Below are 15876 nucleotides of genomic sequence, written 5' to 3'. Positions count from 1 at the left end.
GTGAAGCCGGCCCGTGAGGGACCGGTGGAGCGTTCAGAAGTGAGAATGTTGACATGAGTAGCGACAAAGAGGGTGAGAGACCCTCTCGCCGAAAGTCCAAGGGTTCCTGCTTAAAGCTAATCTGAGCAGGGTAAGCCGGCCCCTAAGGCGAGGCCGAAAGGCGTAGTCGATGGGAACCAGGTTAATATTCCTGGGCCGTGAGGTGGTGACGGATCTCAAGGGTAGTTCAATCTTATCGGATTGATTGGGCTGCTGAGAGGTTCCTGGAAATAGCCCCTCTATAAGACCGTACCCTAAACCGACACAGGTGGACAGGTAGAGCATACCAAGGCGCTTGAGAGAACCATGTTTAAGGAACTCGGCAAAATACCTCCGTAAGTTCGCGAGAAGGAGGCCCGGTTTGGACGCAAGTCTGAGCCGGGGGCACAAACTAGGGGGTGGCGACTGTTTACTAAAAACACAGGGCTCTGCGAAGTCGTAAGACGACGTATAGGGTCTGACGCCTGCCCGGTGCTGGAAGGTTAAAAGGAGAGGTGCAAGCTTTGAATTGAAGCCCCAGTAAACGGCGGCCGTAACTATAACGGTCCTAAGGTAGCGAAATTCCTTGTCGGGTAAGTTCCGACCTGCACGAATGGCGTAACGACTTCCCCGCTGTCTCAAACATGGACTCAGCGAAATTGAACTGTGTGTCAAGATGCACACTACCCGCGGTTAGACGGAAAGACCCCGTGCACCTTTACTCCAGCTTTGCACTGGCATCAGAATTGTGATGTGCAGGATAGGTGGTAGGCATCGAACCGGGAACGCCAGTTCCCGTGGAGCCTCCCTTGAGATACCACCCTTCGCACTTTTGATGTCTAACCGCGGCCCGTTATCCGGGTCCGGGACCTTGCATGGCGGGGAGTTTGACTGGGGCGGTCGCCTCCTAAACAGTAACGGAGGCGCGCGAAGGTTGGCTCAGACCGGTCGGAAATCGGTCGTTGAGTGCAATGGCAGAAGCCAGCCTGACTGCGAGACTGACAAGTCGAGCAGAGACGAAAGTCGGCCATAGTGATCCGGTGGTCCCACGTGGGTGGGCCATCGCTCAACGGATAAAAGGTACGCCGGGGATAACAGGCTGATGATGCCCAAGAGTCCATATCGACGGCATCGTTTGGCACCTCGATGTCGGCTCATCTCATCCTGGGGCTGAAGTCGGTCCCAAGGGTACGGCTGTTCGCCGTTTAAAGAGGTACGTGAGCTGGGTTTAGAACGTCGTGAGACAGTTCGGTCCCTATCTGCCGTGGGTGTAGGAGATTTGAGAAGAGTTGCCCCTAGTACGAGAGGACCGGGGTGAACGTTCCACTGGTGGACCAGTTATCCTGCCAAGGGTAGTGCTGGGTAGCTATGAACGGACAGGATAACCGCTGAAGGCATCTAAGCGGGAAGCCCCCTTCAAAACAAGATCTCCCTTGAGAGCCGTGGTAGACCACCACGTCAATAGGCCGGAGATGTAAGCGCAGCAATGTGTTCAGTTGACCGGTACTAATCGCTCGATAGGCTTGATTTGATCCAGTAACAGCAAGGTTACAGGACAAAAGCTTAAAGACACCCGAAAGTTGCATAACCGCAACCGATGTTTCTGTTTCTTCTCTGGTTTGGTGGCAATAGCACGAGCAAAACACCCGATCCCATCCCGAACTCGGAAGTTAAGTGCCGTCGCGCCAATGGTACTGCGTCTCAAGACGTGGGAGAGTAGGTCACCGCCAAACCTGAAAAGAAACAGACACGTCTCTCTCAAAACGATCTCATAAAACCCAAACAGACAAACATGGCGCGGGGTGGAGCAGCCCGGTAGCTCGTCAGGCTCATAACCTGAAGGTCACAGGTTCAAATCCTGTCCCCGCAACCAAATTACCTAACCTTTTCAAATGGTTAGAGCCAAACAAAAACGCTTGTGTATGCCTCGCGCAAAAACGAGTCAACGCCAAGTCAACGTTTTGTAAGTCCCCCTGAAGCCCAGGGGGCTTTTTGCATTTTGGCGGGTTCAACAACGGCGCTGCATCCGCCCCAGTTGAAACCATCGCTCCGATCCGGTATATGACTCAGTCATACCATGGAGGCGCGAATGACCGTCAAAACCACTCTCAGCTTTACCGACCGCCACCACCAGTTCCTTTCTGAAAAGGTGGGGCAGGGCGTGTTCGCGACCCAGAGCGCTGCAGTCGCGGCCGCGCTGGAACAGATGATGCAGGACGAACAGGAACGCGACGTGGCCCTCTCCGCCCTCGCGCAGGAAATCCGCGCTCGCATGGAAACGCCGCGCGAAGCCTTCATCGACCAGAACGATGCCTTTGCTGCTGCCCGTCGCACCATAGGGGCTGGCGGCGCGTGAACTACCGCATTCGTTTCCACCCTCTTGTCGCGCGTGATCTTGATGCCATCGCGCATTGGATCCTCGACTATGCTGGGCCCGACGCGGCGGCGCGAAAGCTCGCCGAAATCGAGGCTGCCATCGCCACGCTGAAGGCCACGCCCCATAAGGGAAGTCTTCGAGATGAAATCGCCCCTGGCCTGCGTGCCATCCCGGCAGGCCGGAAAGCTGTTATCGCGTTCGCCGTAGACGACGATGTCGCAGAAGTGCTGATCTACGCCGTCACCTATGGCGGTGCCGACTGGGTCATGCGCAGCAGCATGCGCAGTCGCTGACGACGCACCCGGCCCATAGCTGCCATTCAAGGTGAGGTCTTGCGCGGCGTCGCAGCATCACCAGACTTGCCATTCGCTGCGCCTGCAAAGGTGAGCACAACCCAGCCTACCCTATGCTGAGCGAGCTCACCTTAGATTTCGCATCGTCAATGACTACTAAGGTCATCGAGTAAGTTCGCGCGAGATGCGGCGTACCTTAAGCTCATGTATGTCTCAGTTCGGTTCGGTCTCGACCACAAACTTCCAGGTTTCACCCGGCAGCAGGGCGGCGATCTGAAAAACTCTGGCACCGTGGAGCGCGTGGTCGTATGCTGCACACAATAAACAATGTGTGATTTTGAATGCCGAAAAGCCAACCTCAAGTTTTTCTCGACGCGAACATTGTCATTCGAGCAGGCAAGCCGCCCGGTGGGCCTGAAATCGAGCGCGTCGGAGACTTGGTAGATGCCGGATTAATCCGTGTGCTGACTACAGACTTAACGGTTACTGAGGTTTCAAAAAAGCACTCGGCTAACGATTTCGAAGTCATAAGGGAAGTGGGAAGGCCGCATTTCCGACGCATCGTTGAGGATGTACTTGGCGCGAAGCTGCCGGCTGTGACCAAGTCGGACATCAAGGCTGCCCTAGATAAACAATACTCTGACTCGACTTCCGCCATGTTCAAGTCACTGAAAGCTAAGGTGCTTGAAATTGACGACGTTAAGCCGAGCGCCGTTTTTGCAAGCTATGCGGCTGGCAGCGGGTTCTTCTCGGGCGAAGGAAAGAAGGATCAATTTCCCGATGCCTTCACATTTGAGTGCTTGAAGGCAGTCGCCACGAAAACATCGCCCGTCATCATCATTTCGGACGACGGGGACTTCGACGCACCTGCGAAACAGGAAGACAATATCACAGTCTTGAAGTCGTTGCCCGACCTGTTCAAGCATTTGGGCTTCGAGATGGCCGCGCCGCCTGTTGAGGAGTTTCTTGAAGAAAACACCGATGAACTCGCGAAGCTCGTGAACAACGAAGTCGAAGATTGGGGTTTAATTGGTGATGTTGAGGACTCCGAGGTCTATGACGTTGCGGTAGACGAAGTAGAGATAGAGAAGGTTGCTGCCTTTAAGCCCGTCGAGGAAGGCGACTCGGTTCTTGCTATCGCAACGCTTCGGGTAAGCGCTCGTGCGAGTTTCACGCACCCAGACTGGGATTCGGCATCCTACGATTCCGAAGATAAGGTTCTCATTCCCTGGGATGATGTGAGCGGAGAAACCGATTTGCAGTTCTCGGTGGACGTTTCAATGTCTATCGCCGTTGATGAAGACGGCAATCCTGCGGAGCTTGACACGCTGAGTTTCCGAAACTCCAATTTTCAGTACGTCACGCTTCATCCCTTTGAGGACTACAAGTAGCTGCCGCACCCGGCCCTAAGCGGACCTTGGCCACCCAGTCAACATGCTGCGGCGCGGCCCGTCGAAGCAGCCGTTCGTGCATTGTGCAGCATTTTTTAGGCTGAAACGTCTCTGTGCGGACTTTGCGACCACTGGCCTATGTAAGACCAATGTCGGCTATCGAGAAAAGGGCAGCTGAGCGACTACAATTCTGACCGTTCAACAAACGGTCGATGGTGGTGAAAAACTCTTAGCTTGATCTGGGCCTAACTGACTGATTCAATTGGTTCAGGCGGGTTGGAGGATCAGGCGATGATGGGTCGGCAGGGGGTTCAAGAGGCGCTGTTTTACCGTTTCCGCATTGAGGATCACGTCCCCGCCGATCATCTTTTGCGCCGGATCGACTGGTTGTTGGACTTCGGCGCGATCCGCCACGAGTTTGAAGCTCTCTACAGCCATACTGGCCGCCCGTCGGTCGATCCCGAGTTGATGATCCGCATGCTTCTGATCGGGTATCTCTACGGCATCCGGTCAGAACGGCGGCTGGTTGATGAGGTTCACCTCAATCTCGCCTATCGTTGGTTTTGTCGGCTGGGGCTCGAAGGCCGTGTGCCTGATCGGTCGACGTTTTCCAAGAATCGTCATGGTCGGTTCGCAGATGGCGACATTCTGCGCCGCGTGTTCGAGATGGTTGTAGAACGCTGCGCTGCCTTCGGTTTGGTTGGCGGACAAGCGGCTGCAGTTGATGGCAGCACCATTGCTGCCGATGCTAGCCGGGACCGCAAGGATCAGCCGGAGGCAATGCAGAAGACATGGGCGGCCAAGGAAGACACGGCGCGCCCGGTCCGCGATTACCTCGATCAGCTGGCGGCGGAAGCAGGACAGGTTCAGGAGGGGCCACAGCATAAAGCCCCGAAATACCTGTCAGAAACTGACCCTCAGGCGGCGTGGTCCATCAAGGATGGACCTGGACGGTTCAGCTATGAGACCAACTATCTGATCGACACCGATCACGGTATCATCATGGACGTCGAGGCGACCCCGGCTCGGTTGAGCCAGGAGATCGTCGCCGCCAAGAAGATGTTGGCGCGCACCGCCGACCGGCACGCGTTCCACCCTGATGCATTGGCCGCCGACAAATCCTACGGCACCGGCCCGTTCCTCGCTTGGCTGCTCACGCGCAATATCGCACCCCATGTCCCAGTGCTTGACCGCCAGCATCAGACGGGCGGCAAGTATGATCTGAGCCATTTCAGCTATGACACTGACCGTGACAGCTTCACCTGTCTCGAAGGGCACGAAATGACGCTGCGCACAGCGGACCCGGTAAGAAGGATCAAGCATTACAGTGCAGACACGGCAAACTGCAAAACCTGTCCGATCCGCAAGGCCTGCACCACTGCGCCCGCCCGAACGGTCATGCGGCACATGGACGAAGAGGCCCGGCAGATCGCGCGCAATCTTTCCCACACCGAGAAGTTCGCCGTCAGCCGCCGCAAGCGCAAGAAGGTCGAGATGCTGTTCGCCCATCTGAAGCGCAATCTTGGCTTCACGCGCCTTCGGCTCAGAGGGCTGCGCGGTGCCAGTGACGAATGTATCCTCGCTGCCACCGCGCAGAACCTAAAACGTCTGGCGAAACTGGTCCCAGCGTAAGGCCGAAAGAGCCTTCAAAGGCTGGACGTCGAATCAACTGAAAAATATTCAAATTCAGTCGGTTAAATCGGCCCGAAAACGCCCGGCACAAGATGTAGTCAGTCGAGTTTTTCACCTATATCGGTCGTTTTTGGGAGGCCTGAACGGGTGCCCGACGGTTTGACAGTTAAGCAGATTGTAGTTAGTAGTGGTGTTCTGGGGTCCGCAAGAACCCCGTGAGGCGCCAGCTTGATCTTGCATCCTTCCAATTTCAGTTTTTTATGGAGGATGCTTTATGGCGTCATACAACGAAATCCCCGTATCTACTTTGGCTCGTTTGGTGGGAACACCTGATTGTCCTGTGTTGCTCGATGTGCGCATCGATGACGACTTCAATGCTGATCCACACCTGATCCCCGGTGCATATCGCCACCCCTTTTTAAAAGTGATTGATCTGGCCGAAGACCTAAAAGGGCGGGCGGTTATCGTTTATTGCCAAAAGGGGCTGAAAATTAGCCAAGGCGCGGCAGCAGTGTTGCGGAGCTGCGGTGTTCAGGCGGAGGTTCTTGAGGGTGGGCAATTTGCATGGAGGGATGCTGGGCAACCGATGGTTTTGGCTGAGAAGCTGCCCGCTTTGGATGCAACAGGCCGCACTGTCTGGGTGACGCGGCATAGACCAAAAATCGACCGTATCGCTTGCCCTTGGCTCATTCGGCGCTTCATTGACCCACGAGCCCAGTTTTTGTTCGTCGCGGCGTCTCAAGTGATGAATGTTGCAGAGCGTTTCAACGCAACCCCATTCGATATCGAAGACGTGTTTTGGAGCCACCGTGGCGACACATGCACTTTTGATACGATGATCGAAGAGTTTGGCATAGGGAGCGATGCACTTACAAAACTGGCTTTGGTTGTGCGCGGCGCTGATACCAACACGCATGATTTGGCCCCCGAAGCGGCAGGTTTACTGGCCGTGTCGTTGGGCCTGTCACGGATGTATCGTGACGATTTGCAACAGCTTGAAGCAGGTATGAATCTCTACGATGCCTTCTACCGCTGGGCGCGCGATGCAACAGACGAAGGCCACGACTGGCCCGCCGCTTCGACAAAGGCATAAATCATGATCAATGTAAGTGAAGTGCCCGCGGGCGTAAGTCCGACTCTAGGTGAGGCGACGCGCGTTTGGCTAAAGATCGGTCTTTTGTCTTTTGGCGGCCCGGCAGGGCAAATTGCCCTTATGCACAAGGAAATTGTCGAGGACCGTAAGTGGCTGTCTGAGCGGCAGTTTCTGAATGCCCTTAGTTTTTGTATGTTGCTGCCCGGCCCTGAAGCCATGCAACTGGCAACCTATGCGGGTTGGCGGCTTCATGGCACCTTAGGAGGGTTGATCGCCGGGTTGCTGTTTGTGATCCCGGGTGCAGTTGTCATCATGACGCTTGCCGCAATCTATAGCCTCTTTGGAAACGTGCCTTTGGTGGAGGCGCTGTTCTATGGCATCAAGGCTGCCGTCTTGGTAATCGTTGTCGAGGCGCTCTTACGGGTCGCAAAGAAAGCCCTTTCGCAGAGATTGCATTGGGTGATAGCGGGCTTCGCCTTTGTCGGGATATTCTTTTTCTCTATCCCCTATCCGCTGATTGTATTGATGGCAGGTCTTTTTGGGTGGTTCTTGGGGACCACACAAGAAGAGCAACACGTTGTCGATTTGGCGCATGTATCGGTCCGGAAAACTCTGGGCACAATCGTCAGTTGGCTGGCGATATGGTTACTGCCGCTGTTCGCGCTGACCTGGGTGGGAGCGCCAGAAATCCTTACTGAAGTGGGAAGGTTTTTTTCCACCCTTGCCATCGTTACGTTCGGCGGTGCCTACGCGGTTCTTGCCTATATGGCTCAGGATGTCGTGGTGCAATTCGGATGGTTGACCGCAGGGGAAATGGTCGACGCCTTGGGCTTGGCAGAAACAACACCCGGCCCGCTGATCCTTGTGACGCAATTTGTAGGCTTCTTGGCAGGGTTCAGAGAAGGTGGGCTTTTCCTCGGGTTGGCCGCTGCAATGGTGGCGCTCTGGGTGACTTTCGCGCCGTGCTTTTTATGGATATTCGCGGGTGCGCCTTACATCGAATGGATCTCAAGCCAATCACGACTGAAAGGCGCACTTAAGGCGATTACAGCAGCGGTTGTAGGTGTGATCCTCAACCTGTCGATCTGGTTTACCTTGCATGTTCTGTTTACCACTGTGAGCCGCCAACAGTTGGGGCCAGTGACACTTTGGCGGCCGGACGTTGCGACGATTGAATGGCTCGCTCTGGCGCTGTTTCTCTTGAGCTGTTTTCTGGCGTTCCGGCTGCACTGGGGTATTATCAGAATCTTGCTCGTAGCATCCGCCCTGGGGGCGGCTTTGCGCCTGATACTCTGATGTAGTTAAGCGCCGCAGCAGGATGTGCCAAAAACGCCCCTTTTTGGCACGACCACAAAACACCTCGTTTGATGCTGCCATAAACACCGTTCAAAACCCAAGTGGTTGTTGAACGTTTTTGTCTCCACCGTGATTGCAGACTTTAGCTGCATCGCAAAAATTCGGTGAAGAGGGCTCACTGCCGCCGTTAGACAGGTCGCAGCATTCTTGGGTTTGACCGCTCGATGAACGGCAGCTTTCGCGGGACTTCCTCTGAGACCGTGCATCCGCAGCGAACGGCCACTTCCCGCCCTTCACGTCTGTCATGCGGCCGTTCAGACGTATTGGACCTCCAACAATGTATGGCCCGCGCGGTGCTTCACCGGCACGCCCGCGCCTGGTCGCGCAAGACGGCATAATCGCTGAGCATCCTGATTACGACCGCACCTTCTGGCAGTGCTTCGATCTCGGCTGCAGCAACGTCTTGATCCGCCACGCTGTATTCCACCACCGGCGGACAAACCTGCCCGGTTCGATCAGAACCGCCCATCGCGCATGCGCTGAGCAAGAGCATCACGATCAGCGGGACGGCGGCTGGCGGCTTCCAGCATCTGGCGTTGGATTTCATGTGTTCTCTCCGATGTTGAAAGGCGCTCGGCCAACCGCCCGGCACGTTCACCGGCGCGGCGGAGGTTCAGCAGGAACAGGGTGACGGTGATTGCTGCCAGCAGCAGGCCCAGCGCTTTGCGCGCCGGGCCGCTGGCGAGGAGGGCGGTGATCCAAGCCATCAGCGCTGGCCCCGCTTCCAGTCATCGATCCGGGCGTGGATCGCGACCGCTATGCCGATCAGCGCGACGGCGATGAACACCCAGCGCAGGGTGTCGAGGTAAGGCACCAGGGGCAGGATCGCGCTTTGGGTTTCCGCCAGGACTTCCTGCGCGACTTCGACACCGGCTGCACCGACGGTCGCGATGCCCGCTGCGCCGCCGCCTTTCAGGGTGCGGCTGTCGGCCAGCACTTCGCGGGCGGGCTGGGTTTCCTGCACAAAAGGCGTGGAGCGAACTGGAAAGGGTTCGCCCCAGCTGCGGGCTGGGCCGAGGTCGATATGCATGAACCCTGAACGGGGATAGGTCCCAAATCCTAGAAAGCCCACGGCGCGGGCGGCCTCGGCGAAAGCCTCGGGATCATGGTTCGACATGGCGATATCAAACGCCGTACCCAGCATGTGCTTCGAGGCCGGGGCCCCGCCAACGGCGCGGTTATGGCTGGGGCTGCGATAGGCGGAGCGGACGATCAGAGGCTTGCCGAGGCGATTGCGCAGGGATTGTAGCTTGTCCATCGCCTCGGTGTTGATCTTGACAGCGCCGGTGCCGCGGCAGGCAATTTCGGCCGGGGAGAAGCTGGGCCAACGCCAAGCATTTTCGGGCACGTCGTGGAAATGGGCATAGGTTGTGGTCGGCATGATGGTCTCCAGAAATGCAAAACCCGCCTCGGGGGCGGGTGGGGGACAGGTTCAGTGGCAGTCTTTGGGGGACGTCAGTCCGTGCGGCCGCGCTGGAACGCTATGAGCATCAGATCCCGCATGGCGCGGATATCGGTTTCGATGCGCTCCAGCCGGTCGGCGTCGCCCTTGCGGTCCTCGGCGCGCTGGCGATCCACGCGGTCGCGCTCGGCCAGCAGCTCGCGGTCCAGCCGAACCAGCATCGCGTCATTGGTGAAAGCGCGGCGCGTGACTGCGGCCAAAAGGGCGATGAACCCGCCGATCAGTGCGGTGATCGCTGCGGTGAGGCCGTTATCGCGGAAGGCTGTACTGACCTCCTGCAACAGGGTGGTTCGTTCTGTCATGTTGATTTCCTTTAATAATCCGTCTCGACGTAGACGCCGGAGCAGTCGTAGGCGACGGCGGCCGCCGTCGCGCCGTTGTTCATGTAATTGCGCGGGCTGAGCAGTTGGGTGGCGGCGGGCATGTCGGTGGTGATGGTGAACTCGACTGCAGCGCCGCTGACCTCCTCGACCACCCGCACGCCGATGTCCGATCCGTTCGGCGCGGCGGCGATATAGAGCGACAAGACGTTGGTGGTGCTGGCCACCGGAAAGCTACCGCCCAGATCGGTCAATGTTGGCGCGCCGCTGCCATCATTGTGCGCCATTTGCCAGTTTGCGTGGGTGCCACGCTGGAAGCCGATGCCGATGCAATTCACCGCGGCGGCCAGTGTAAGTGTCGTCGCCAGCGCAGCAGTCGAACCATAAAGGCCGAAGAACCCCATTCCGGTCGCCTGCAATGTCGCCATCGACAGCCGATTGACGTAGCTCCAGCCGCCAAGCCCGTCGGCATTGCCCCGCCAGCAGACCCACCCGGCAGAGCGTTCTTCGGCCACGGCATCTGCTGTGGCGGCACTGGTCACGCGCCAGCGGCGCATGCTGGTTGAGAGGTTTGTGGTCACCAGCGTTGGCGTGGCCACGGTGCCAACCGCGGTTCGCGGCATGCCGTTGGTATTGACGGTCGTGCCCGATGACGGAGCCCATGTCGCAATCCGGTTCACCCCGAAATGCGGCTGCAGGGGAAAGAACCGGCCCGAGGGGCGCTGCACATCAAGCCATCCAGCCCCGGCACGGTCGCGGGCATAGACCGCGAGCTTTCCTGCAGGCGGCGGGTCTGGTGCCGCGGGCAAGCTGGGCATGTGCAGTGGTTCGGGGAGTTCGACACGGCCAGATGTGCGCTCGATCCGGATCGCATCATGGAAGGCAGACCCATCCGGGCTGACTTTGAAGGTGAAATCGTCGTTGCCGAGAAGCCCGATCAGAGCTCGCGCCGAAAACCCGGTCTTGAAGGCGAAGGCCGCATCGTTTCCGGCCGCCGCCTTGTTCACCGTCGCCTCGATCCCGGCGCCTGCGTTGTTGATCAGCACGGCCGGGGTGTTCATTGACAGACGGTTGTAGCTGTCAGCGGTCGCCCCGCCGAGGCCCAGCAATTGCGCTGTCAGGTTGGCTTGCGGCATGCCGACCTGCGTCACGGCATTGGCGAAGGTGACTGTGGGTGTGTTTACCACTGTGGTCCCGCCTGACCCAGCGGTGGCGGAACCGATGTTGACGACCGTGGTAGACCCCGAAGCCCCGCCAGTCCCGAGGTTCAGGGTCTTGGTGACGCCGGTGGTTGTGGCCCCGGCGCCCATGCCGTAGGTGGCAGTCGTCGTCGCCGTGCCGATGGTGGCTGCGGCCGCCGACACGGTAACTGTACCCGAGGCGGTCAGGGTGCCGGAGAAAGTCTTGTTGCCGCTGAACGTCTGCGTGCCCGCGAGGATCGCCAGTTCCGACGAGGTGTTTGGCAGCGTGAAGGTCCGGGTCGTGGCGGTGGAAATCCCTGACAGCGAGAACAGCGCCTTCTTGGTCGGATCGGCATCATTCACCAAGCTGAACACGGCATCCGACACATCCACCGGTTCGCCGACCGGATCCCAGCTAGAGCCGTTCCATACGGCGAAGACCGCCTCATCCGCGATCCATGCCAGCCAGCCGGGGCGCGGAACAAGGCGCATCCAGACGCCATCGACCCAGAAGGCGACGTTCAGATCCCAGCCCGACCACAGACCGGTCGCGCCCGATGCCACGATGTGCCGGTCGCCATCGGTCGGACTGGCGGGTGGGACGGCGCGGGTTCGGTCCAGCACCGAAAGCTGGACCATCGCATCCAGCAGGCGCAGCGCCTCGTTGTGGGTGACATGCTTCTGCGCCTGCGATGCCAGGATGTAAGGCAGCAGGAGGTGGGTGGTGATGTCGGACATGATCCTGCTTTCAGAAGCTGAGTGTGACGGATCGCCCAGCGCCCCGGCCGATCAAAGCCGAGAGCTGGTAAATGCCGATGGCGAGGGATTGGCCGGGGCCGATTGGTGCGCCCCAATCGGCGGTCTGCAGGGCGGCGGTGTAAAGGGCGCTGGTCGTTGTCGTGGTCAGCGTGCGCTTGACGGTGCTGCCATCACGGATTTCGACCTCGTAGGCTTCACTGTCCTCGGCCAAAGGCACATCGCCCGCACCCCACGTATCAGCGGCCAATGACCGCGACCGGCGTGTCCAGCGGATCGTCAGGTCGCCGGGGCTGCGCGCGATGCGCCAAGGCTGTTCGACATGGGCCACCGAAAACGGCCGCAGCCCAGCGCCCTCGGGCGTGAAGGTTGCGGCAACAAAGGTCTCGTCGCTGACCGGCTTGGAAGCTGGGCCGATGCGCCAGTTCCATGGCAAGCCGAGGTCGGCTTCGGAAATCGGAAGGGAAGCCAAGGTTGCATCCAGAACCACGACGCGGGCGCCGCTTGCCACCATTCCGGCGACCGCGCCTTCCGTGCCACGCTGGCCACGCAGCAATCGGGTCAGCTGATAGCGCCCCGGTGCGATAAGTTCTGCAACGCCTGCTTGGACGATCTCCCACTGCCCTGCGCCGGTCTCGACGGCCAGCGCATTGGCCCCACCCAGCAAGGTGATGTCCGTGACGCTTTCCAGCGTGCCGGAATAGAGATCGACCACCAGCGCATTGGCCAGATCGAAGCGTGACACCGGCCCCGCATAAAAGTCGGCCGCCAGCACGCCCAAGCGCGCCCGGGTGCCAAAAGTGGTCAGCAGGGCAAAGCCATCTGTCGCGGCGCTGCGGTAGACGGCGATCTCGCCAGGCCATGGCTTGGCATGGGCCGCGACCATGGGGCGATGTGCTGGCTGATCTTCGCGCAACAGAGGTAGGTCTAGCAACACCACATCGGGTGCGCCGAACACGGTCGGGGTCGACAGGGACGCCGGTCGAGGCTCTCCAGGCGGCAGATCATAGACGGCCCGGTCCTGACGCACCGCATCGACGCTGCGCAGGTCGGAGTCCGCGATGGAGACCAGCCGCATTTCTGTCAGGCGCCCGTCATGGTCGAGCAGGATGACATCACAGGGATCCAGCGCCAGACGCGAGGGCGGCAGACGGAACGCGGCACTTTCTCGGCCAACCCATGCCTCTATCAGCGCGCGACGGCAGCGGCGTTCGGCTTCTTCGGGCGGGATCGCCATCGGGAAAGACTCGAACGCGATGCGGGTGGTGTCGACCGTGATGCGGCGTGCTTCAACTTGGGCTGCGTCATAATCCTCGTCGGCCCGCGCGACCTGCCATTTCAGAGCCTGGGGCAGTTCGGTTTCCTGCGCGCGCGTCAGTTCCATCACATCGCCCTGTGCGGAAGCGGGCGCGACCATGCTGTCGGGCGTGATGGTCAGACCAGCAATCCGGCCGCGCATCAGGAACTTGATGCGCCCCTCGCTCTCGACAGCATCGAAGCCGAAATGCCTTGCCAGCGCGGATATCGAGGCGCGCGGGGCTTCAAGCGCGGAGATCACATAACCCTCGACCGCGCCCCAGAGGCTGGAGACATCGATCAATTCTTCGGGCATTCCGGCACGCAGACAGAGGTGCAGCACCAGCGCCGCCAAGGATACTGCCCCAAGCCGCCCGGTCAGCCAATGCCCCAGCCGCCAGTTCGGCCCATCCGTCCAGACTTCGGTCAGTTCGGGGAAAAACGGATAGGGCCTCGCATCCCAGGTCCAGGCGGCGCATTCGGGGACATGCACCATGCGCGCGCCATAGACCGAGGAGGTCGGATTGTTCGTCCCGGCACCCCAGAACAGATAGGTCGCCTCCAGATAGGCGCGCTGGATCGCATCGTCCCGCCAGCCGCGCGAAAAGTAGGGCGTGAAGCTTTCCGAGGATTTGGGATCGAAGAACACGTTCGGCTGATTGGTGCCGCGATCAATCGCCGGGCAACCCAGTTCGGTGAACCAGATCGGCTTGGATTGCGGCACCCATGCGGTTGGCGTCGCGCTTTCCACACCTCCCGGGCGGTTGAAGTGCGGGTTTTGCCACCAAGCGCGCAGATCCTTGAAGCGGAACACCCATGGTTTGGCCGCCGCACCGTCGGTGATCGGCGTGCGGTTTTGCTCGGTGCGATCTGGAGCGCTGGCATAGAACCAGTCGAAGCCTTCGCCGCCGGTGATGTTGGATTGCAGATAGGCCCGGTCATAGATCGCGGGCGCCAGCGCTGCATCGGCATGATCAAAGCCGTCGCGCCAGTCTGACAGGGGCATGTAGTTATCGATGCCGATGAAGTTGATGTTGGCGTCCGACCAGAGCGGGTCGAGGTGAAAGAACACATCGCCTGATCCATCCGCAGGATGGTGGCCGAAATACTCTGACCAGTCGGACGCATAGCCAATCTTGGTTCCAGCGCCGAGGATTGCACGGACATCCGCCGCGAGAGTCTTGAAGGCAGTGACCGCGGGATAGGTGCTGGCACCCGAACGGATCGTGGTCAGGCCGGGCATTTCCGAGCCGATCAGGAAGGCATCGACGCCGCCTGCCGCTTTGCACAGATGGGCGTAGTGCAGGATCATCCGGCGCAGTGACCATTCGCCGACAGGACCGGCCCAGCTGACATTGGTGCCCGAAATGCTGAAGTTGGCGGGCGTGGCCGTGCCGAACAGGGCTGCTACCTGCGTGGTGGCGGTGGCGGTCTTGTCGACCGATCCTGCAAAACCCGTTGCTGGGGAACAGGTGATCCGCCGCGCCATGGGAACGTCGGCTGGCCCGAGGTGGCCGCATTGGCGCTGTAGGGGTTCGGCTTGGTATTGCCGGGTGGCACGTCCAGCAGCAGGAAGGGATAGAAGGTCACGCGCAATCCGCGTGCTTTCATCTCCTGGATCGCCTGCACGACCGCGAAGTCGGCCGGGGTGCCGCCATAGACCGGACGATCCTCGACGTCGCGACTGACCAAGAACGCATCTGCGCGTGCGACACCATTCACGACCCAAGGCGAAGGGGTCGTCGTTTTGGTGTCCACCTCCACGCCCGGCCGCACCTTGCAGTTCCCGGCCCGCAAATCATCCCCAAACCACGCCACCACCAGGCTGACGCTTTCCACGGCCGGGGCCATCGCTTGCATCCGATCCAGCGCCACCACGATGTCGGCCGTGTCGGAAATCGCATTCAGATTCTCGGCCACAGTGCTGCCGCCTGAGGTCTGACCGAAGCCGTTCAAGGTGCCGCCGCTGGTCTTCTTGACTGGCACCGTGGCGTAGCTGAATTCGCCCGAGGCCGGGATCATTGTCACCGCTTTCACCAGACCCTCGGCAGTGTCGGGATCAGCCAGCGGCCGGAACACCTCGAAGCTGATCTGCGGCAGGCGGTTGCCGAAAGCGCTGAGGTTCAGTTCCTCGAACACAACATAGGCTGTGCCGCGATAAGCCGGGGTGCTGGCGGCACCCATCCTGGCCGAGATGTACGGGTCGGGGGTCTGCGCCTCGTCGCCAGGATACCAGCGCCAGGTCGCGCCGGTCATGTCCATCGGTTTACCATCGGCCCAGATCCGGCCAATGCCGGTGATCTCGCCCTCGCACAGCGCCACGGCGAAGGACGCAAAGTAGAGATACTCGGTGGTGGTAACCTTGGGCCCGCTGCCCTTGCCGCCACCCTGGCTGGTCGTGTTGACCTCTTCGCGGAAATCCGTGGCCCAGATAATGTTGCCGCCGATGCGCATCCGGCCGAACAGGCGCGGAATTACCGCCCCTTCGGTCGAAGACGTGATGCGCAAGCTGTCAAGCCGCGCGCCCTCGATCCGTTGGGCCGGGGCGAGGGATGATACGATCCAGTTGTCGACGACAGACCCGATGGTGGATCCGATGAAGCCACCGATCGCCGCGCCGGAAAAGCCGAGGATGGCACCGCCAAATGCGCCGCCAATCGCGGAGCCGACGGCACCGAGAACCAAAGTCGCCATGGATGAA

At 59.7% G+C, this 15876-nt stretch carries 10 protein-coding genes, 1 tRNA gene, 2 rRNA genes and 1 pseudogene (1 of these 14 running past the window's edge); 9 read left to right on the top strand and 5 right to left on the bottom strand.

What is annotated here, in order from left to right:
• The 9 genes from VDQ28_RS05695 to chrA form a co-directional block, all read left to right on the top strand.
• Positions 1-1549, top strand: a 23S ribosomal RNA gene (locus tag VDQ28_RS05695); it begins 1286 nt to the left of the window's first position.
• 87 nt (positions 1550-1636) lie between these two features.
• Positions 1637-1751 (top strand): 5S ribosomal RNA (gene rrf, locus VDQ28_RS05690).
• 63 nt (positions 1752-1814) lie between these two features.
• A tRNA-Met gene (locus tag VDQ28_RS05685) sits at positions 1815-1891 on the top strand.
• 216 nt (positions 1892-2107) lie between these two features.
• The gene (locus VDQ28_RS05680; RefSeq protein WP_323035013.1) at positions 2108-2374 is read left to right on the top strand and encodes a hypothetical protein; all 267 of its coding nucleotides are present in this window, start codon (positions 2108-2110) and stop codon (positions 2372-2374) included.
• Positions 2371-2688, top strand: coding sequence for a type II toxin-antitoxin system RelE/ParE family toxin (locus tag VDQ28_RS05675; protein WP_323035012.1), 318 nt, complete (start codon positions 2371-2373; stop codon positions 2686-2688). The genes VDQ28_RS05680 and VDQ28_RS05675 overlap by 4 nt, the downstream gene beginning before the upstream one ends.
• Positions 2689-3029: 341 nt before the next feature.
• A complete protein-coding gene (locus tag VDQ28_RS05670; RefSeq protein ID WP_323035011.1) occupies positions 3030-4079 on the top strand; it encodes a PIN domain-containing protein in 1050 nt (349 codons plus the stop codon).
• A gap of 291 nt (positions 4080-4370) precedes the next feature.
• On the top strand, positions 4371-5711 hold the full coding sequence (locus VDQ28_RS05665; protein ID WP_323035010.1) for an IS1182 family transposase: 1341 nt from the start codon (positions 4371-4373) through the stop codon (positions 5709-5711).
• A gap of 274 nt (positions 5712-5985) precedes the next feature.
• On the top strand, positions 5986-6804 hold the full coding sequence (locus VDQ28_RS05660) for a sulfurtransferase/chromate resistance protein (RefSeq protein WP_323035009.1): 819 nt from the start codon (positions 5986-5988) through the stop codon (positions 6802-6804).
• 3 nt (positions 6805-6807) lie between these two features.
• Positions 6808-8100: a chromate efflux transporter gene (gene chrA / locus VDQ28_RS05655; RefSeq protein ID WP_323035008.1), complete on the top strand. Its 1293-nt coding sequence runs from the start codon at positions 6808-6810 to the stop codon at positions 8098-8100.
• 515 nt (positions 8101-8615) lie between these two features.
• On the opposite strand, the gene VDQ28_RS05650 is transcribed toward chrA, so the two are convergent.
• The 5 genes and pseudogenes from VDQ28_RS05650 to VDQ28_RS05630 all read right to left on the bottom strand — a co-directional run bounded on the left by VDQ28_RS05650 (position 8616) and on the right by VDQ28_RS05630 (position 15869).
• Positions 8616-8867: a hypothetical protein gene (locus VDQ28_RS05650; RefSeq protein WP_323035007.1), complete on the bottom strand. Its 252-nt coding sequence runs from the start codon at positions 8865-8867 to the stop codon at positions 8616-8618.
• Positions 8867-9541: a YcbK family protein gene (locus VDQ28_RS05645; RefSeq protein WP_323035006.1), complete on the bottom strand. Its 675-nt coding sequence runs from the start codon at positions 9539-9541 to the stop codon at positions 8867-8869. Before VDQ28_RS05645 ends, VDQ28_RS05650 begins: the two co-directional genes overlap by 1 nt.
• A 74-nt stretch (positions 9542-9615) precedes the next feature.
• Positions 9616-9924: a hypothetical protein gene (locus VDQ28_RS05640; RefSeq protein WP_323035005.1), complete on the bottom strand. Its 309-nt coding sequence runs from the start codon at positions 9922-9924 to the stop codon at positions 9616-9618.
• Between the two features lie 11 nt (positions 9925-9935).
• Entirely contained in the window at positions 9936-11861 is a 1926-nt protein-coding gene (locus VDQ28_RS05635) for a DUF2793 domain-containing protein (protein WP_323035004.1), read from the bottom strand.
• A 10-nt stretch (positions 11862-11871) separates the two neighbouring features.
• A pseudogene (locus tag VDQ28_RS05630) lies at positions 11872-15869 on the bottom strand (baseplate multidomain protein megatron).
• Between the last annotated feature and the right edge of the window lie 7 nt (positions 15870-15876).

It is taken from the genome of Pararhodobacter sp., from assembly GCF_034676545.1.
Lineage (GTDB): Bacteria > Pseudomonadota > Alphaproteobacteria > Rhodobacterales > Rhodobacteraceae > Pararhodobacter.
Note: the sequence above shows the minus strand (reverse complement) of the source record. Positions and strands in the feature narration are given on the sequence as shown.

What these genes read in the sequence shown, in the direction of transcription:
- VDQ28_RS05680 (WP_323035013.1), top strand. Translation starts at nt 2,108, where the DNA reads ATGACCGTCAAAACCACTCTCAGCTTTACCGACCGCCACCACCAGTTC.
- VDQ28_RS05670 (WP_323035011.1), top strand. Translation starts at nt 3,030, where the DNA reads ATGCCGAAAAGCCAACCTCAAGTTTTTCTCGACGCGAACATTGTCATT.
- VDQ28_RS05665 (WP_323035010.1), top strand. Translation starts at nt 4,371, where the DNA reads ATGATGGGTCGGCAGGGGGTTCAAGAGGCGCTGTTTTACCGTTTCCGC.
- VDQ28_RS05660 (WP_323035009.1), top strand. Translation starts at nt 5,986, where the DNA reads ATGGCGTCATACAACGAAATCCCCGTATCTACTTTGGCTCGTTTGGTG.
- chrA (WP_323035008.1), top strand. Translation starts at nt 6,808, where the DNA reads ATGATCAATGTAAGTGAAGTGCCCGCGGGCGTAAGTCCGACTCTAGGT.
- VDQ28_RS05650 (WP_323035007.1), bottom strand. Translation starts at nt 8,867, where the DNA reads ATGGCTTGGATCACCGCCCTCCTCGCCAGCGGCCCGGCGCGCAAAGCG.
- VDQ28_RS05645 (WP_323035006.1), bottom strand. Translation starts at nt 9,541, where the DNA reads ATGCCGACCACAACCTATGCCCATTTCCACGACGTGCCCGAAAATGCT.
- VDQ28_RS05640 (WP_323035005.1), bottom strand. Translation starts at nt 9,924, where the DNA reads ATGACAGAACGAACCACCCTGTTGCAGGAGGTCAGTACAGCCTTCCGC.
- VDQ28_RS05635 (WP_323035004.1), bottom strand. Translation starts at nt 11,861, where the DNA reads ATGTCCGACATCACCACCCACCTCCTGCTGCCTTACATCCTGGCATCG.